Annotated in this window: 16 protein-coding genes and 2 pseudogenes; 12 read left to right on the forward strand and 6 right to left on the reverse strand. The window is 68.7% G+C overall.

Annotated elements, in window-relative coordinates; genetic code table 11:
* Positions 1–21 precede the first annotated feature (21 nt).
* Positions 22–765: a FadR/GntR family transcriptional regulator gene (locus SSPN_RS0117900; protein WP_010696723.1), complete on the reverse strand. Its 744-nt coding sequence runs from the start codon at positions 763–765 to the stop codon at positions 22–24.
* 245 nt (positions 766–1,010) lie between these two features.
* Complete coding sequence (locus SSPN_RS0117905; RefSeq protein WP_010696725.1) at positions 1,011–1,898, reverse strand: universal stress protein; 888 nt, start codon at positions 1,896–1,898, stop codon at positions 1,011–1,013.
* A 252-nt stretch (positions 1,899–2,150) separates the two neighbouring features.
* Between SSPN_RS0117905 and otsB the strand changes: the two genes are divergently transcribed.
* The 6 genes from otsB to SSPN_RS0117930 all read left to right on the forward strand — a co-directional run bounded on the left by otsB (position 2,151) and on the right by SSPN_RS0117930 (position 9,145).
* A complete protein-coding gene (gene otsB / locus SSPN_RS58455) occupies positions 2,151–3,452 on the forward strand; it encodes a trehalose-phosphatase (protein WP_010696727.1) in 1,302 nt (433 codons plus the stop codon).
* Positions 3,449–5,875, forward strand: a complete 2,427-nt coding sequence (locus tag SSPN_RS44365) for a glycoside hydrolase family 65 protein (protein ID WP_010696729.1) — start codon at positions 3,449–3,451, stop codon at positions 5,873–5,875. The genes otsB and SSPN_RS44365 overlap by 4 nt, the downstream gene beginning before the upstream one ends.
* Positions 5,876–6,077: 202 nt before the next feature.
* Complete coding sequence (locus SSPN_RS44370) at positions 6,078–6,926, forward strand: CDP-diacylglycerol diphosphatase (RefSeq protein WP_010696735.1); 849 nt, start codon at positions 6,078–6,080, stop codon at positions 6,924–6,926.
* 57 nt (positions 6,927–6,983) lie between these two features.
* Positions 6,984–7,154 carry a hypothetical protein gene (locus SSPN_RS56800; protein WP_158309583.1) on the forward strand — a complete coding sequence of 57 codons (171 nt, stop codon included), beginning with the start codon at positions 6,984–6,986 and terminating at the stop codon, positions 7,152–7,154.
* Between the two features lie 321 nt (positions 7,155–7,475).
* On the forward strand, positions 7,476–8,294 hold the full coding sequence (locus SSPN_RS0117925) for a universal stress protein (protein WP_029535458.1): 819 nt from the start codon (positions 7,476–7,478) through the stop codon (positions 8,292–8,294).
* Complete coding sequence (locus SSPN_RS0117930; RefSeq protein ID WP_044573041.1) at positions 8,294–9,145, forward strand: universal stress protein; 852 nt, start codon at positions 8,294–8,296, stop codon at positions 9,143–9,145. The genes SSPN_RS0117925 and SSPN_RS0117930 overlap by 1 nt, the downstream gene beginning before the upstream one ends.
* Positions 9,146–9,169: 24 nt before the next feature.
* Here the strand turns inward: SSPN_RS0117930 and SSPN_RS0117935 are convergent, their stop codons facing one another.
* From SSPN_RS0117935 to SSPN_RS0117945, 3 genes are all read right to left on the reverse strand, one after another.
* Positions 9,170–10,051: a universal stress protein gene (locus SSPN_RS0117935; RefSeq protein ID WP_010696744.1), complete on the reverse strand. Its 882-nt coding sequence runs from the start codon at positions 10,049–10,051 to the stop codon at positions 9,170–9,172.
* 51 nt (positions 10,052–10,102) lie between these two features.
* Complete coding sequence (locus SSPN_RS49005; protein ID WP_010696749.1) at positions 10,103–10,699, reverse strand: Rv1733c family protein; 597 nt, start codon at positions 10,697–10,699, stop codon at positions 10,103–10,105.
* 222 nt (positions 10,700–10,921) lie between these two features.
* Positions 10,922–11,179, reverse strand: coding sequence for an SHOCT domain-containing protein (locus SSPN_RS0117945; RefSeq protein WP_029535460.1), 258 nt, complete (start codon positions 11,177–11,179; stop codon positions 10,922–10,924).
* Between the two features lie 169 nt (positions 11,180–11,348).
* Here SSPN_RS0117945 and SSPN_RS0117950 point away from each other — a divergent pair, with 169 nt between their 5' ends.
* Positions 11,349–11,780, forward strand: coding sequence for a universal stress protein (locus tag SSPN_RS0117950; protein WP_010696753.1), 432 nt, complete (start codon positions 11,349–11,351; stop codon positions 11,778–11,780).
* Positions 11,781–11,874: 94 nt separating this feature from the next.
* A pseudogene (locus SSPN_RS49010) lies at positions 11,875–12,441 on the forward strand (AurF N-oxygenase family protein); the annotation flags it as partial.
* Positions 12,442–13,714: 1,273 nt separating this feature from the next.
* Here SSPN_RS49010 and SSPN_RS0117965 read toward each other — a convergent pair.
* Positions 13,715–14,755 carry a LacI family DNA-binding transcriptional regulator gene (locus tag SSPN_RS0117965; protein ID WP_010696756.1) on the reverse strand — a complete coding sequence of 347 codons (1,041 nt, stop codon included), beginning with the start codon at positions 14,753–14,755 and terminating at the stop codon, positions 13,715–13,717.
* Positions 14,756–14,933: 178 nt separating this feature from the next.
* On the opposite strand from SSPN_RS0117965, the gene SSPN_RS0117970 reads away from it, so the two are divergent.
* The 4 genes and pseudogenes from SSPN_RS0117970 to SSPN_RS59915 all read left to right on the forward strand — a co-directional run.
* Entirely contained in the window at positions 14,934–16,112 is a 1,179-nt protein-coding gene (locus tag SSPN_RS0117970; RefSeq protein WP_010696759.1) for an amino acid ABC transporter substrate-binding protein, read from the forward strand.
* A 7-nt stretch (positions 16,113–16,119) separates the two neighbouring features.
* Positions 16,120–17,004 (forward strand): branched-chain amino acid ABC transporter permease, encoded by an 885-nt coding sequence (locus SSPN_RS0117975; RefSeq protein WP_010696761.1) that lies wholly within the window; start codon positions 16,120–16,122, stop codon positions 17,002–17,004.
* Positions 16,988–18,040 (forward strand): branched-chain amino acid ABC transporter permease, encoded by a 1,053-nt coding sequence (locus tag SSPN_RS0117980; RefSeq protein ID WP_010696763.1) that lies wholly within the window; start codon positions 16,988–16,990, stop codon positions 18,038–18,040. Before SSPN_RS0117975 ends, SSPN_RS0117980 begins: the two co-directional genes overlap by 17 nt.
* A 44-nt stretch (positions 18,041–18,084) precedes the next feature.
* Positions 18,085–18,393, forward strand: a pseudogene (locus tag SSPN_RS59915) (ATP-binding cassette domain-containing protein); the annotation flags it as partial.
* Positions 18,394–18,452: the final 59 nt, after the last annotated feature.

The following is an 18,452-nucleotide window of genomic DNA, read 5'->3' on the forward strand; positions in this document are numbered from 1 at the left end:
ATGAGCCATGCCCGGAATGCACTACGGCCGGGTCAGGTCCAGTTGGACCTCGGCCGCGCGGTCCACGGCCTCGAGGATGTGCTTCTCGGTGAGCGTTCTGGCCAGCGGACCGTCAGCGCGCGCTATCGCCTCCGTGATCGCGCGGTGTTCGGCGTGAGCGCCGTCGGGTCCCCCACCGCATCCGGCCGACAGCCACAGCACGGCGCCGAGCTCGCCCTGCAACTGGACCTCCTGCTGGGTCAGCCTGCTCGATTGGGCCGCGGCGGCGACTTCGAGGTGGAACTGCCGCTCGGCGCGGGCGGTGCCGTTCCCGCTGGTGCCGCGCACGTCGTCGGCCGCCTGCTCCAATCGCGAGAGATCCTCCGGTGACCTGCGCTCAGCCGCGAGGCGGGCAGCCGCACCGGCGATCGCCGCGTAGTGGTCGCCGAGGTCGCGCAACTCGCCGAAGCTCACCTCGCGCAGCCGCTTGCGCCAGAACTCGCCGCCGTGGTCGCGCGGGGCGCGCACGAAGCTGCCGCCGCTGCGCCCGCGCCTGGTTTCCACCAGTCCCTGTTGCCGCAGGGCCATGAGAGCTTCGCGGACGGTGACCGTCGAGACGCCGAATTGACCGGACAGCTCCGCCTCGCTCGGCAGCTGCTCCTCGTCGGCGAGCAGGCCGAGCGTGATGGCATCGACCAGACGCCTGGTCACCGCCTCCACGCGGCCAGTCTGGTCCAGCGGCGCGAACATCGCTGATCGCGCGCGATGCGGCACCCATTCGCCCATGTGATTCCCCTGCTCCTCTCGGTCCTACCGAACCAATCTTGCCGGAAGCTCTTGTGGACCGGGAAATCCCCTTACACATCAAGACATAACGAAGTACTGCTAGTTGCGACGTTCCTCAAAGGTGGTAAAACAATCCGACGTCGTCGTTTTCTCGGGTGCCCGGCGACACCAACGCCGGCGGCCGCATCTGAGGTCCGAGCAGAATGGATCCCAGCGCACCGGGAACGGCAGGGTGACCGATCTGCTCACCTGGCGCGCAGGACCGCGACCGGGCAAGGCGCCCGGTTCACCACGGCGTGGCTGACCGAACCGAGCAGGCTCCGGCGAATGCGGCCCCGGCCGTGGCTTCCGACCACCAGCAGACCTGCCCCGCGCGCCTCGCGCAACAGGGCCTGCGCGGGCTTTTCCGGGATGATCGCGCGCCGCACCTCGACGTCGGGATACTGCTCGCCCCAGCCGGCCAGGGATTCGGCGACCGCTTCCTCGGCTTCGCCGCGCACCTCGCTCCACGGCAGCTCCCACTGCTTGACCCGGGCGAAGGGGTCCAGCGGCAGGTCGCTCCAGGCGTGCACGGCCACCAGGTCGCAGCCGTGCCGGGAAGCGAAGTCGTAGGCGAAGCCGATGGCCAGCTTGCTGGCGGACGACCCGTCGACACCCACCACCACAGGTGCCGTCCCCGGCTCCTCGACGCTGCCGCGGACCACCACGACCGGGGCGCCGGTGCGCCGCGTCAGCAGCTCCGCAGAGGTCGAGCCGAGGACCCCCATCTCCACCTCGATCCGCGGCCCACCGAGCACCAGCACCTCGGCGTCGTCGGCCATCTCGCTGAGCACCTCGGCCGGGTCCCCGAACGGCAGGTAGCTGCGCACCTCCAGCTCCGGGTCGAGCTCCCGGCAGGACTCACCCAGCAGGTCGAGCTCGCGCCGCAGGATCTGCTGCAGCGGCTCCAGCACGCCGTCCTCGCCCGGCACCTCGATCGTGGTGTGCGCGTCGAACGGCCAAGTGAGCACGTGCACCAGCAGCAAGGGCCGACGCCGATCGGACGCCTCGCGCGCCGCCCAGCGAACCGCCCGGCGGGACGGCTCCGACAAATCGAATCCCACGATGACCGCCTTGCGCGCTGTCGCCGCCACCCGAAACGCCTCCCCCTGCCATCAGTCGGTCGATGGTGCCCATGATGGATCAGACTTCGACGCGCGGCACTCGATCAGGGCACATCCCTGCGGTCGCCCAGGCGAAACGAGGCCGTTGGACCCTCGTCCACGCGAAGCCGACGAGCCGCAGCGACGGCACCGAACGACGGTGGATTCGCGCATCAAGTCGGGTATCCGAGAAGTGGTGCTAGTCCGACCACGGTCTAGGCGGTGTGGAGAACCGGAGTCCGCATGGCCAGCACGAACATCGATCCCCGTCGCCACCGCGCGGTGCTGTTCGAAATGGACAGGGTGATCACCGACACCGCCTCGGTGAGCGCGCTGCTGTTCGACGACGCGGTCCCGTTGGTCGACGCGTTGCGCAGCCAAGGCGTCCGCACCGCGATCATCTCCGCCAGCCGCAATTGCACCCAGGTCCTGGAACAGGCCGGAGCAGGACAGTTGTTCGACGTCCGGATGGACGGAGTGCTCGCCGATGAGCTGGGGTTGCCCGGCAAGCCCGATCCCGCGGTGTTCCTCGAAGCCGCGCGTCGGCTCGACACGCCGCCCTGGGCGTCCGTGGTCGTCGAAGACGGCCAGGCCGGGGTGGAGGCCGCCAGAACGGGTGGTTTCGGCCTCATCATCGGGGTTGCCCGGACCGGCCCGCCGAGCCGGCTGCTGGAGGCCGGGGCCGACGTGGTCGTATCAGCGCTCACCGACGTTTCCGTCGCGGCGTCCAGCCAGCGGCGGCTATCCGAGGTCCCTGACGGTCTCGGCCGCTGGGGCGAGATCGCCGACCACCTCCGAGGTCACCGACCCGTGGTGCTGCTGGACTTCGACGGCACCCTCGCGCCGATCCGGAGCGACCCGACCAAGGTCACCATGCCGGTGAAGACGCGGGAGGTCCTGCAGCGGCTCGTCCTGCGCTGCCCGGTGGCGATCCTCAGCGGCCGGGACCTGCGGGACGTGCTCAGCAGGATCCGCATCGACGGCCTGTGGTGCGCGGGGAGCCACGGATTCGAGCTGGCCGGCCCGGGCGACGTGTCGATCGCACTGCCGGCCGGTGAGTCCGCGCTGCCCGATCTCGACGAGGCCGAACGGCGGCTGTCCGATGAGCTGGAACTCGTCGCAGGCGCCCGGGTCGACCGGAAGCACTTCGCCCTCGCGGTGCACTACCGCAACGTCGCGCCGGACGCCGCCGACCAAGTGATATCTATTGTGGACAGTGTCGGTGACGCTTTCCCCGGACTCCGCACGACGCACGGCCGGCGAGTGGTCGAGTTGCTGCCGAACATCGACTGGAACAAGGGCCGGGCGCTGCGATGGCTTTTGGACCGCATGGGGTTCTTGGGCCCCGACGTCGTTCCCGTCTTCGCCGGCGACGACTACACCGACGAAGACGCGCTGCGCGAGATCCACGACGACGGGATCGGAATCGTGGTGCGCAGCGCAGAACACGGCGATCGCCTGACCTGGGCCCACTACTCGGTCGGCGACCCGCTCTCGCTGACCGCGTTGCTCGCGCGCTTCACTTCGTCGCCGGGGAGCGCATGAACCCGTGGCAACTCGACTTCCGCGGCTTCGACCCGCACGACGAAGGTCGCCGGGAAGCCTTGTGCACCTTGGGAAACGGGTACTTCGCCACCCGCGGCGCGGCGCCGGAGTCCCGCGCCGACGGGGTGCACTACCCCGGCACCTACGTCGCGGGCTGCTACGACCGGCTGACCACGACCATCGCCGGTCAGGAGGTGCAGAACGAGTCGCTGGTCAACATGCCGAACTGGCTGCCGGTGACCTTCCGCATCGACGAAGGCGCGTGGTTCGACCCGGCGCAGGTCCAGCTGCTCGACCACGAGCAGGAACTCGACCTCGAACGCGGCATCCTGGTCCGCCGGTTGCGCTTCCGCGACGAGCAGGCGCGGACGACCAGGATCGTGCAGCGCAGGTTCGTGCACATGTCCCGGCCGCACCTCGCCGGACTGGAAACCACCCTCGTCGCCGAAGACTGGTCGGGCCCGATGACGTTCCGCTGCGGCATCGACGGCCGGGTGACCAACTGCGGTGTCGAGCGCTACCGAGACCTCGCCGGAAGGCACCTCGTCGAGCACCAGTCCTTCGAAGTCGCGCCGAACATCGCCGTCCTGCACGCGCGAACGTCCCAATCCCGCATCCGCGTCGCCGAAGCCGCGCGGTTGCGGGTGTTCGTGGCGGGTGAGCTCATTGACCCCGGCCCGTCCCTGGTCAGGCAGGACGACCTGATCGCCCACGACATCCCGCTGGACGTCGAGCAGAACGCGGAAGTGCGGGTGGAGAAGATCGTCTCGCTGCACACCTCGCTGGACCGCGCCAGCACCGAACCGGTCACCGAGGCCGTCGACGACGTGCGCGATGCCGCCGGGTTCGACGATCTGGCCCGATCGCACAGCCTCGCGTGGGCGCACCTGCACGGCAAATTCCACTGTGGACTATCGATGAGCGGGCCCGCGCAGCAGGCGGTGCATCTGCACCTGTTCCACCTGCTGCAGACCACCTCGCCGAACACCGTCGACCTCGACGCCGGTATCCCCGCCCGCGGATTGCACGGCGAGGCCTACCGCGGCCACATCTTCTGGGACGAGCTGTTCGTGCTGCCGACCCTCGACCTGCGCCTCCCGGCGCTGGCCCGCGCCCTGCTGCTGTACCGCTACCGCCGACTGCAACAGGCGCGGAAAGCCGCCCGCGACGCGGGCTTCGCCGGCGCGATGTTCCCCTGGCAAAGCGGCAGCAACGGCCGCGAAGAAACCCAACGCATGCACCTCAACCCCCGCTCGGGCCGCTGGCTGCCCGACCACACGCACCTGCAACGGCACATCGGGCTCGCGGTCGCACACAACGTCTGGCACTACCACCGAGCCAGCGGGGACGAGGAGTTCTTCGTCGACTTCGGCGCCGAGATGATCCTGGAGATCGCCCGGTTCTTCACCTCGCTCACCCACTACGACCGCAGCCGGGACCGCTACGTCATCCGCGGCGTCGTCGGCCCGGACGAGTACCACACCGCATACCCCGGGCGGGACCGGCCGGGAATCGACAACAACGCCTACACCAACATCATGACCGCCTGGCTGTGCCGCACCGCCGTGCACGTCCTCCGCGAACTGCCCGACCAGCGGCGCGGCGAACTCGTCGACGCGCTGGAGATCCGCCACCCCGAGATCGACCGCTGGAAGCGGATCTCGCAACGCATTTTCGTCCCGTTCCACGGCGACGGCATCATCAGCCAGTTCGACGGCTACGACCGGCTCGCCGAACTCGACTGGGACGCCTACCGGCAGCGCTACGGCGACATCCAGCGCCTGGACCGCATCCTGGAGGCCGAGAACGACGATCCGAACCGCTACCAGGCGTCCAAGCAGGCGGACGTGCTGATGCTGTTCTACCTGCTGTCGGCCGAAGAGCTCGGGGAGATCCTGGGCGGGCTCGGCTACCCGATGCCCAGCATTCCCGACAACATCGAGTACTACCTCAAGCGCACCAGCCACGGGTCCACCCTCAGCGCCGTCGTGCACGCCTGGGTGCTGGCCCGCAGCCAGCGGCACCGAGCACTGGAGTTCTTCGACGACGTGCTGGCCAGCGACATCCACGACACCCAGCACGGCACCACCGCCGAAGGCATCCACCTCGCCGCCATGTCAGGCAGCATCGACCTCCTGCAACGTTGCTTCGCCGGCATCGAAATCCGCGACGGCGCACTGCACCTCAACCCGCTGTGGCCGAGCGAACTGGGTCCGCTGGGACTGTCCATCCGCTACCAGGGCCAGCCGGTCACCATCGAGGTCACCGGCCGCACCGCCACCATCCGCACCAGCCCGGGGAGGAAGCGAGCCCCCATCACCTGCACCTGCGGCACCCGCACGGTCTGCCTGGGCCCCGGCGAAACCGCCCGTTTCTCGCTGGAACACCCCATCCGCGGCGCAGACCCGACGAGTCTCGCCTGAACCCGGCCGTCACGCGGAACCACACCGACTACGGATCATCCAAACTGGACAGCCCGTTCACCCTCGTACTCCCTTTCGGCGTCACGGGGAAATCGGTTACCTGAAGCGTCGGGCCCTTCGGCCGTAGTCCGTCGATACCGTCCCTGGTGCACTCACACCAAGGACGTCATCCGCTGGCCGAGTCGTCATGCCGGAGTCACCCATGAGCGCGAACGAGAACGCCGGGAACTCAGCTCGGCGCCAATTCCTGAAGCTCTCCGGTGCCGCCGGAGCCGCCGCGGTTCTGGTCGGTTCCGCTGCAGCGGCCGCGACGAACCTGCCCGCCGCCGCCCAGACCGACCCGTGCGGCGCCGACAGCGACACCGGGATCAAACTCTGGGACCACGCCAAAGCCTGCGGGGAAGCCCAGCGCGACCCCACGCACCACCCCATGCCCAGCTACTGCAAGGGGACGAATGCGGATGACGTCGTGCTCGACGGCGCGGACCCACCTGGAACCCACAACTTCTTGCTGGTTCCCACCAGCCGCGTGAAGGGCATCGAGTGCCAGAAGATCAGGTTCGGGAGGAACTACTGGCAAGACGCGTGGGACCAAGCACAGCCGACTGGAGCCACCCCGGTGACCTACACCGGCGGCCAGATCGGTCTGGGCGTCAACGCCGCGCACGACACGTCCGGCAAGCGCGTTCGAGACCAGGACCAACTGCACATCCACCTGGCCGGCATCTCGACGAAGGTACTCGACCAGCTGAACAAGGCTGGCATCAAGAACGATGTGAACGGCTGGGCGGCATCACGCGTGAAAGTCGAGTTCAAGGGCGACACGCGCTATTACCGAGCGCTCCACGTCGCGAACTTGAACCAGAACCTCTTCGCGCTCATGTTCGACAACGTTGCGCGCCCGACACGCGAAGACATGGCGGTCCAGATGATGATCGTGACGCAGAGCCCGCACGGATTCTACGTGCTGACCAGCAATTCCGACATGACCGGCGCTCAACATGGAATCGGCGGGACGAGCAGTTGCAACCGGTTGCTCGTGTACGGCTGATCGCGACGAACGTGCTTCGCGGTGGTGACATGGCCCGCACCTCAAGTGGTGGCGGACATGGCTGCCGAGTGCCGCCGGCAGCTTCCCGGCTTGCAGGTGCGGACCGACGTGCGCATGGGGCATCCGGCGAACGTGCTGCTGGACGCGACCGCGTGTGCGAGCGTTCTGGTCCTCGGCCCACCGAGGGTGAGCAAGACCCGGCGGGTCCTGCCCGGCTCAAGCGCCTAAGCGGCCTGCCCGGTGGCCATCGTCCGCTGGAGTCCCGACCTCACACAGATAGGTGTCAATGGGCTCTAGCTCTCCCCGCTCGCGTCTCGAAATGCTTGGGGCTCATGGTGGCCGGGGTTTCGGCGGGGCAATGCTCCTGCTCGACGGATGGAAGCTTCAGACGTGACGCGAAAAGCGAGGAGCCGGAGTCGTTCTCCTCGGACTGGTCCACAGTGGTTCTTGTTGTGGGGCTGGGGTGCTTTGCGTCCGCCACCGGGGTTTCCGGCTGCATCCCTCAGACGTTGAACGGTTCGGCGCGCGAACCTTCTGGGAGGGTTGAACATGGGTGCGAATGGACCCGTAGTCGTGGGTGTGGACGGCTCCGAGCGGTCGATGGCGGCGGCAACGTGGGCGGTTCGGGAGGCCGACCTGCGCGGGGCGAAGCAGGTGCGGGTCGTCATGGTCACCGGCGATCCGCTCTGGGACGACGAAGCCTGGGAAACCACCGTTCCCGTCGCGGACCAGCTTTCCGATAGCCACCCGGAGCTGGAGGTCTCCCCCGAAGTCGTGCACGGCGACCCGGCCGACGTGCTGATGCACCTTTCCGGCGAGGCGCAGCTGGTCGTGGTCGGGTCGCGGGGGCGCAGCGCGCTGACCGCGACCCTCCTGGGATCGGTCAGCGCCAAGGTCGCCGCCCACGGGCGTTGCCCGGTCGTCGTCGTTCGCGATCACCGCGACAGCGGGCCGGTGGTCGTCGGGCTGGACAACTCCCCGCACAGCAGCACCGCGCTCCGATACGCGTTCGACGCCGCAGCCCGGTACGGGAGCGAGCTCGTGGCGATGCAGGTGTGGGAGGACGTCGAGTACGCCCCGGTGGTGCCCAGGCTGGAGTATGAGCTGATCGATCTGCAGGCCGAGGCCCGTCTCGGTCTCGCGGAACAGCTGGCGGGCTGGGCGGAGTCCTTCCCTAACGTGCCGGTGCGCCCGGTCGCGCAACGCGGCCACCCGGTGGCCGAGCTCGCCGCCGCCAGCGAGGACGCGCGGCTGCTGGTCGTCGGGCATCGGGGGCGGGGCGGATTCACCGGACTGCTGCTGGGATCGGTGGCCACGGGGCTGATCCGCCACGCGGTGTGCCCGGTGGCCGTCGTTCGCGACAGGTGATGAGGAGGGCGAGATGGCGATCCCGGACAAAGCCCGTTGTCGTGGGCGTCGACGGCTCGGAAGACTCCGTCCGGGCGGCTGCCTGGGCCGTGGCCGAAGTGGGCCACCGCAGCGCACCGCTGCGGCTCGTGATCGTCAACGACGACCCGGCACGAGCCGACTACGCGGAGAAGGCCGTGCAGAAAGCTGCCGCGAAATGCCGCGCGCAAGCGCCCCACCTGAACATCGACGCGGAAGCCGTTTCCGGTCATCCCGTCGAGGAACTGCTGCGTCGCAGCGCGGAAGCGCAGTTGGTGGTGCTCGGCAAACGCGGGCAGGGCGGCTTCACCGACGCGCTGCTGGGCGGTGTCAGCTCGGCCGTGGCCACGCACGCCTCGTGCCCGGTGGTCGTGGTGCGCAAGGGCGTTCCGACGACCGTCGGACCGGTGGTCGCCGGCGTGGACGGGTCGGAGAGCAGCCTGGCGGCGTTGCGGTTCGCCTTCGAAGAAGCCGCCGGTCGCGCAGCGGAGCTCGTGGTCATGCAGGTGTGGCGCGAAGAGGGCCTGCTCGCCGTGCCGCTGCCGCCGTTCGACCGGGCCAAGGTGCAGCGCGAGATCGAGCGCGCGCTCGCCGAGCAGACGGCCTTCTTGCGCGAGGAGTTCCCGAAGGTCCGCACTCGTGAAGTCGCACAGCGCGGGCACCCTGTCTCGGCGCTGGCGGATGCCGGCCGGGACGCCCAGCTGCTCGTCGTCGGACATCGCGGTCGCGGTGGGTTCGACGGGCTGTACCTGGGCTCCGTCGCGGCCGGGGTGTTGCACCATGCTCCGTGCCCGGTCGCGGTCGTCCGCAGCGCAGAAGCCGCCGTGTCGTGACGCGCAACATCGCGTGCCGGACTGTCAACGCCCGGCGCGCAGCACCGCGACGGGACACGGTGCACGGTTCGCCACGGCGTGGCTCACCGAGCCGAGGAGCGCCCGGCGGATCCGGCCGCGCCCGTGGCTGCCCACGACGAGCAGGCTCGCCTCCCGGGCTTCCCGGAGCAACGCCTCAGCCGGTCGCTCCGGCGTGACCACCCGCCGCACCACGACGTCGGGGTAGTGCTCGCCCCAGCCCGCGATGGCCCCGGCAAGCACCTCGTCGGCATCACCGCGCACCTCGTTCCAGGGGAGCTTCCAACCCCGCACGCGTGCGAACGGGTCCAACGGCAGGTCGCTCCAGGAGTGCACGGCCGCGAGTTCGCAGTCGTGTCGCGAGGCGAAGTCGTAGGCGAATCCGACGGCGAGCTCGCTGGTCGCTGAGCCGTCGACGCCCACCACGACCGGCGCGGACGCCGGGACGGGGCGCTCGCGGTCCTCCCGGACGACGACCACCGGGGCGCCGGAGCGGCGTGCGAGCAGTTCGGCCGAAGTCGAACCCAGCACACTGTGGGAATCGACCCGGGCGCCGCCGAGCACGAGCAGTTCGGCCTGCGCCGCCAGCGTGCTGAGCTCCTCGACGGGGTCGCCGAACGGGAGTTCGCTGCGCACTTCCAAGGCGGGTTCGATCTCCCGGCAGCCTTCGGCCAGCACGCCGAGCTGGTGCTGCAGCCCCTTCTGGAGGTGCTCCAGGACGTCATCACCACCGGGCAGCGGACCCACCGTGACGCCTTCGAACGGCCAGGTGATCACGTACACGAGCAGCAACGGCCTACGTCGGCTGACGGCTTCGCGAGTCGCCCACCGAACCGCGCGCCGGGACGATTCCGAGAAGTCGAACCCGACAACGACAGGTTTGCTCATCCCCATCACCCTCGAACGCCCGGCGCATGCCACCGTCCTCCCGGCTGCCCCTCAGTGCTCCAGCCACTTCGCTTCGACGATCTTCCATTCGCGGGTCCAGGCACGCTCGGCGCATGCGTCGGCGATCCCGCGGACGCACCAGATCAACCCTGCGCACAGCAGTTCGCCCGCAACCGCGATCTCGAAGGCGACCGCGCCCGCAGAGGCCCGCACCTGGGCTTCGCTTCGCGGCGCGACCGTGATGCGATCGACCCTGTCCACCCACAACCGAACCGTGCCGCCGAGCACGGTCGCCGCCGGTACGGCCGCGGTGTCCACGTGCGCCCTGCCGTCCGCGCCGGTCCACGAAACCCCTGCCGAGTAGCTGGTGGACTCGTGCTCGGCTCCGCTGATCACGTGGGCGACGGGCGCACTCGTCACGACGGCTTCCACCGGTCGCCTCGTCGAGGCGGCGACCGCAGCCTCCCGCGCTTCCGCGGCGTAGTTCGCGTTCCCGGCCACGATCGCCGCCGGGACCATCAGCACGGCGGCGCCGAGCAACACGAGGATGGCGATCGCCGTGACTCGGTCCAGCCGACGCCGCAACGGATTCCGCCACAACGCGTGGGCGAGCCACCGAACACCGGCTCGCAGTGAGTTGCCGTCCATCATGTGCTCCAGGCAGGTTCGCTCCCCTCCAGGATTGGGCCGCCTGCCCGAGCGGGATTAGGGCATTTCGTCATCGAGTCCAGGGGCCGGGCACCGTCGCCTAGCCGCGGTCGCCCGATGTCCACTGTGGTCATCGATCCGGCGGGAGACGCCGTCGCCCATCCTGGTTCGCAGTGCTGGCCGAACTGCCCGCCCACGCGACCGTGCGGACGCCTCCGCACGTCATGTTCTCCGGCGGTCGTGCTCCGACAAAGCCTGCAGCCGGCGGCGGTACTCCTCTTCGTCGATGTCGCCACGCGCGAACCGCTCCGCGAGGATTTCCTCCGCTCGGCCGGTCCCGCGCTCAACGCGTCCGGTGCGCCCGAGGTAGCGGACCACCGCGACGATGGCGGCGATGATCAGCACCCAGAACAACACCATGCTCACCGTCATCACCACGAACCCCCACGCGCCCATGCCGTATCCATCCCAGTAGGGCATCTCGACCTCCCCGGGCAGCCCACCCGCATCGACGATTCCGCACCACCGAAGCCCCAGGTAGGGCTGATGGTCACCTGCCGTGGTCGAGGCCGATAGACCCTTCCGCCCGCTCGGGTGGCCCATGCAGGGTGGGCTGCGCACGGCCGTCGCGAACAGGCACGGGTACAGCATGAGCGAGCAACGCGACTACTCGATCGTCGTCGGCATCGACGGCTCATCGCCGTCCCGGAATGCTCTTCGGTGGGCCGTCCACCAAGCTCGCTCGAACAACGGCCACGTCACCGCCGTCATGTCCTGGCAACTCCCCGAACTCTACGACTGGCCGATGCCCACCGCCGAAGAATGCGACCGCGCAACGGAAAAGGCGCTCGCGACCGTCATCCGCGAAACCGTCGACGACGTCGACGCCGCCGCGATCCGGGGAGAAGTGGCTCGCGGCCACCCGGCCAAAGCCCTGCTGAAGGCGGCGGAATCGGCCGACCTGCTGGTAGTCGGCTACCGGGGAGCAGGCGGCATCGCCCACGCCCTGCTCGGCTCGGTCAGCCAGTACTGCGTCAACCACGCCCCCTGCCCCGTGGTCGTGGTCCGAGACCACGCATGACCCCGGCGGCATCGTGGCGCCCCCGCCCGGCCTTGATTTTGACATCGCTCATTGTCGCAATGCTCGATGTCGTCAAGGTAGGTGGAGGTGCCGTATGTCGAACACTGCAGTGGAAGCGGGCCAGGAAGACATCTCGCACCGGTTGCTCGAATCGGCGAAATCCTCTCCTACGCCCCCGTCAAGGAGATCGACTGGGAGGAACCCCTACCGCCGGGCTACTACGGGCTCAGCCCGGAGTGGAGCTCCCTGTACGGCACCCGCCTCTGGGACCAGATGAGCGAAGATCAGCGGATCGACCTCACGAAGCACGAGATCCGCTCGATCGCCAGCACCGGCATCTGGGTTCGAGATGATCATGCAACAGATGGTGCTTCGCGACCAGTACGTGCAGAACCCGGCGAACGAGGACTTCCAGTGGGCGCTCACGGAGATCGCCGACGAGTGCCGCCACTCGATCATGTTCGCCTGGTTCTGCGAGAAGCTCGACGTCCCGGCCTACTACCCCACGCGGGCCAGCGTGGAACTCGGGCGCGGGTTCAAGACGCTGGCCACGGCCGAGGCCGCGTACGCCGGGATCCTGGTCGCCGAAGAAGTGCTCGACATCATTCAGCGCGACCTGATGCGCGACGAGCGCGTGCTCCCGCTGGCGCGCAAGGTCAGCCAGTTCAGCACGGGCTTGCGCGGCGGTGCGGGTGGCAGAACCTGGGGCAACCTGCCACGCCGTTTCCAGCTGAAGGAACCCGCCAGGGCCAGCAAAAGCGAGTCTCGGATCTGATAGGTGCCGTATTCGTCTGCAAAGGTCAGGATAATGCTGCTTCAGTGCAGCATGGCCGCCTGGGGTGTCGAATATTCGAATACGGCAGCAACCCGACGAAACGCGGCAACACCGCCACCAGGCACCAGCGGATCACCGCAGCACGGCACTCACCCAAGCGGAACCACGCAGCAGCACCGAACCGACGACACCAGGCCACCCAGCCACCGCCATCCACAACCACCACGACACACCATGACCACCGCCGCGAGGCGGCTTGGTCACGATGCGTCACGAATTAGTACTGGTCAGGCCATTTTTCGGCGCATGTCCGGGTTGGGTGCATTGGCAGGCCCTCTACGCCAGGGCGTGTGCAAGGTTGACCTGTCCGGTTTAGGTAGTTTCGGGTAGGCAAGTTGGCCAGGTGGTGGACCGTTTCGATACCGGCGGCGCCAGCGCCATATCCAGACGCCCTGCCGGGCCCCGAGCAGATCGGTTCGCAGGTTTCCGTCCAGAACAAAGACCTTCCAGGCTGCGGGCCCTGGCACGTCCGTACCCGCCCACGATTTCCATTGAAATTGCGGAGGTTGTCCACAGGCATCGGCGTGTCGGGGTGCGACACGCCGACGGTCCGCAAGTTCCATTGAAATCGAAGGTTCGATTTCAATGGAACTTGCGGATTCTCTCCGCCGAGGCGGACTCGATGAACGTCTTCGCACCGGCGGTCACCGCCAGCACCGCCAGCACCGGGCGGGTACGGACGTGCCAGGACCCGCAGCCTGGAAGGTCTTTGTTCTGGACGGAAACTTGCGAACCGGATATGGCGCTGGCGCCGACCGAACGGCACAGCCGCCGGTATCGAAACGGTCCACCACCTGGCCAACCTGCCACCCACCTGGGCAACCTGCCACCCACCTTCCCGCCCGAAACTACCTAAACCGGATAGGTCAACCTTGCACACGCCCTGGGGTCAGTGCCTCGCTCGTTGCAGCCTGACCGATGGCCACCCGAGTGTGTCGCCCTCGCCTCGCGTCCCACCTGGACAAACCCCCGCCGCAACCCTCAGATCAACCTCGCACACGCCCTGCCCTCTACGCCCTGACCCGTTCGCGCGAAATCGCCGCGACGTCCGTGCCCTGGTGACGCGCCCGCCCGTGCGACCAGAGTTGTTGGCGAGGGCTCAGCGCTTGGGGCGCGGGGGTGGGGCGGTGGAATCGCGCACCACCAGGGAGTGCGTCGTGGTGCGGCGGCGGGGTCGGGCCGACGGTTGCTTCAGCGCGAGGAGCAACGCCTGCTCCCCCATTTCCGCCATCGGCAACCGCACCGTCGTCAGGGCCGGCGACAGGTGCTCCGCGACAGCCACGTCGTCGAAGCCAGCCACCGAAATGTCCTTCGGCACAGCCATTCCGCGCGCTCGCAGGGCCGCGAGGACACCGATCGCCATGTCGTCGTTGAGCGCGATCACCGCCGTCACGTCGGGGTGATCGTCGAGGACGCGCTGCATGGCCTGCGTGCCGCCCTCGCGCGTGAACGCTTCCTCGATGACGGGAATGTCCTCGATCGACAGACCGGCCGCTTCCAGCGCTTGCGCGGCTCCCGCGAGCCGATCGGCCACTGTGGTCAGGGTCCGTGGCCCGGCGACGAAGGCTATCTGCCGGTGCCCAAGGGAAAGCACGTGTTCGGTGATGGACCGGCCGCCCGCGGTGTTGTCCGGCAGCACCGCGTCGGTGCCGAGGTGGTGGCGTCCGATCACCGCGACGCGGCCGCCGGTTTCCTGGAACGCCTGGAGGTCCTGCTTCACCGACGCCTGCGTCCGCGCGTCCACGAAACCCGAGCCCGCGATGATGATCGCCCGGACCCGGTTGGCGATCAGCGTGCGGACCTGGACGAGCTCGTTCTCCGGGTCGCGCCCGGTGTGGCAGATCTGCACGGTCAGGCCCTGCTGCGCGCCGACGCGCAGCACCCCGCTGGCGATCTCGGTGAAGTAGGGGTCGCCGATCTCGTGCACTAGCAGCCCGACGCTTGTGCTCGCGCCGCCGGCCAGCGTGCGCGCGTGCACGTTGGCGACGTATCCCATCTGTGCGGCGACTTCGCGAACCCGCTCGGCGATGGCGTCGCTCACGCCCGCGGACCCGGACAGCGCCCGTGAAGCCGCCGCTATCGACACCCCGGCCCGCTCGGCGACGTCGATGAGCCTGAGCCTCGCGCGTTGCTGTGGCATCCGTGTCCCCTTCCGCTCCGGTCCGCCTCGCGGCCCGCGCCCACCATCATGATCCGTGGACCTTGCCACTTCGCCCGATGGTTCCTATTCTGCCGTAAGCGCTTACGCAAACGCTTACGGAGCCCCCAACGACGGGTGGACCATGAAAATTTCACAATGCCTTCGACTAGGTGTACTCGTGACCAGCGCGAGCCTCGCGCTGACCGGCTGCCTCAGTTCGGGCGCCGGAGGCAACGACGGCAGCATCCAGATCGGCATCTCCCTGCCCCTCACCGGCGACTTCTCCGAGCCCGGCAAGGGCGTCCGCCGCGGTTACGAAGCGTGGGCCGACTACGTCAACGCCCGCGGCGGGTTGTTGGGCCGCAAGGTCGAGCTGACCATCCTCGACGACCAGTCCAACGCCGACCGCGTAGCGGCCGACTACGAGAAGCTGATCAACCAGGACGGCGCTGACCTGGTCTTCGGACCGTTCTCCACGCGCCTGGTGATCCCGGCCGCGCAGGTCGCCAAGGACTACGGTTTCCTGTTCGTCGAGCCGGCCGGCGCCGCCGAGGAAGTGTTCAACCAGGGCTTCGACAACCTCTTCTACGCCGCGCCCGCGGTCGCCGAGGACCACTACAACCACTTGGCCGCGGCGATCCTGGCGATGCCCGCCGGCCAGCGCCCGAAGACCGCCGCTTACGCCGCGATGGACGACCCGTTCGCGCAGGGCACGGCCTACGGGTTGAAGGGCAAGCTCGAAGCGGCCGGAATCCGCACGGTGGTCGATGAGGTCTACCCACCCAACACCACGGATTTCGGTTCCATCGCAGCCAAGATCGCCGATTCCCGCGCGGACCTCGTCGTCGGCGGAACGCAGTACCAGGACGCGGTCAACCTCATCCTGGCGCTGCGCCAACTCCGCTACCAGCCCGCGATGGCGGCCTTCTCCACCGCACCGACCAACCCGGAGTTCGCCAAAGCGATCGGCGAGCAGACCGAGGGAATCCTCTCCCCAACCGGCTACACGCCGGACGCGAACTTCCCGTCCAACAAGGAGTTCGTCGAGCACTACACCCGGATGTTCAACTCCCCGCCCAGCGAGGACGAGGCCAACGCGTGGACCACCGGGCAGGTCGTGGCCGCCGCCGTGCAGGCCGTCGGTTGCGCCGATCCGGACCCCGACTGCCAGCGCAGGCTCATCGACTGGCTGCGCCAGAACGAGGTGGACACCGTGGTCGGCAAGCTCAGCTGGGACGCCACCGGAAAACCGCGCGGCGCGCACCTGATCCAGCAGTACGTCGGCGGCCGGATCCGCATCGTGCTTCCTGCGGAAACCAAGGAAGCCGACCTGGTCCACCCCAAGCCGGCGTGGTGATGCCGAGATGACCGGATCGCTCCTGCTGCAGAGCCTGGTGCTCGGCGTGCTACTCGGCGGGCTCTACGCACTCCTCGCCGCGGGCCTGACGCTGTACTTCGGCGTGATGCGCGTGGTGATGCTGGCGCACTCCGCCTTCCTAATCCTGGCGGCATACCTGGCCTGGTTCTTCAACCTCCAGACCGGCTTGGACCCGCTGCTGTCGCTGCTGGTGACCGTCCCACTGTTCTTCGCGGTCGGCGTGCTCATGCAGCAGTTGCTGATCTCGCGGCTCCGCCCGGCGACGCTGACCATGATGTCGGTGCTGCTGACGTTCGCCATCGCGCTGGTGATCGAAGGCGCGCTCGGGCTCGTCTTCAGCGGCACCCACCGACGCATCCAGCTGCCCTACTCCGGCGCGGACATCCAGTTCTTCGGCGCCAGCCTCCCGGTGGTGAAGCTGATCGCGTTCGGCCTCGCCGCGGTGTCACTGGCCTCGCTCTACGTGCTGCTGAAGAAGAGCCGGTTCGGCCAGGCGCTGCGTGCCACGATCCAGCACCGCGAGGCCGCGCAGCTGGTCGGCATCAACACCGGCCGGATCGCCGGCTACGGGTTCGGGTTGGGGCTGGCCACCGCGGCGATCGGCGGCACTGCGCTGGCCCTGGACTCCACGATCTACCCGTCGCTGCACTGGCACTGGATCGGGCCACTGATGGCGATCATCGTGGTGGGCGGACTGGGCAGCATCCCCGGTGCGGCGATCGCCGCCATGCTGCTGGGGCTCGGCCAGAGCCTGCTCCAGCTGCCGCTCGGAACGACTTGGGCGCAAACGGTTTTCTACGTCGCGCTGTTCGCCACCTTGCTCCTGCACCCCCAGGGATTCTTCGGAGGCCGCCTTGCGCAGCGTTTCTGATCCCGCCCGCGCCGCGAAGCTCGTCGGCCTGCTCGCGCTGGCCGCGCTGGTGGTCGCTTTCCCCGGGCTGGCTCCGGATCCGTTCATCCTGTCGGTCGGCGTGGTGATCATGAGCTACGCGGTGCTGGCCACGTCGTGGAACTTCGTGGGCGGATTCACCGGCTACATCTCGCTGGGCCACGCGGCATACTCCGGGCTCGGCGGTTACGCCACCGCGCTGCTGGTCGTGCGCGCGGACCTGAACCCGTGGCTCGCCCTGGTCCTCGGCGGCGTGGTCATCGCGGTGCTCGCGGTGCCGATCGGCGTCGCGAGCCTTCGGGTGCGCGGTGCATCGTTCGTCATCGTCTCGATCGCGCTGGTGCTGATCACGCTGCTGGTCTTCCAGAGCTGGGGAGATTTCACCGGCGGTTCCAACGGTTTGCGCGTGCCGCGCCCGTTCGGTCCGGAGGTGCTCCGCCCAGAGCAGCACGAGCGGTTCTTCTACCTGCACGCCGCGCTGCTGGCCGTCGCCCTGCTGTGCTGGTGGGCGATCGACCGGTCCCGTTTCGGCGCCGGGCTGAAGGCGATCCGGGAGGACGAGGACAAGGCCGAAGCGCTCGGGGTGCCGACCTTCACCTACAAGCTCGTCGCGTTCGTCGTCTCGGCGTTCTTCACCGCGCTGGGGGGCGGGCTCTACGCGCTGTGGTTCGGGTTCCTGGACCCGATCTTCCAGTTCTCCGTGCTGACCGGTTCCTACCTGGTGCTGATGAGCCTGCTCGGCGGTGTGCGGAGCCTGTTCGGGCCGGTGCTCGGCGCGTTGATCGTCGGCTACGCCGTGGAGTACTTCAAGGCCCAGTACGGCGACACCCAGCTGCACCTGGTCGCGCTGGGGGTGCTGCTTGCCGCGGTGGTGCTGTTCATGCCCGACGGGATCATCCCGGCGCTGCGCGACCTGCTGCACCGGTTCCGCCCGCGGAGGGCGTCGATCCGGGAAGTCAGCCAGGCCGAGCTCGCCGAGCAGCGCCGGGCCGGGACCGTCGAGGAGGCGCGCCGGTGAGCACGGGACTGGAAACCACCGGCCTGACCAAGTCCTTCGGCGGGGTGTGCGCCGTCAACGGGGCCACCGTCGCCTTCCAGCACGGCAAGGTCAACGCGCTGATCGGCCCCAATGGATCGGGCAAGACCACGTTCTTCAACTGCGTCACCGGGATGATCAAGCCCGATTCCGGCTCCGCGAGCTACCGCGGCCAGGACATCACCGGCCGCCCGCCGCACCGGATCGCCCGCGCGGGCATCGGCCGCAGCTTCCAGCTGTGCCGGATCTTCCCGCGGATGACGGCGCTGGAGAACCTGTTGGTCCCGGTTCGCTCCCGAACCCTGCTCGGCCAGCTGGTCTCCGCGCGCCAGCGCGCCGACCTGGACCGGGCGCGCGAACTGCTCACCCGCGTCGGCATCGAGCACCTGGCCGA

It is taken from the genome of Saccharopolyspora spinosa NRRL 18395, from assembly GCF_000194155.1.
GTDB classification, from domain to species: Bacteria; Actinomycetota; Actinomycetes; order Mycobacteriales; family Pseudonocardiaceae; genus Saccharopolyspora; species Saccharopolyspora spinosa.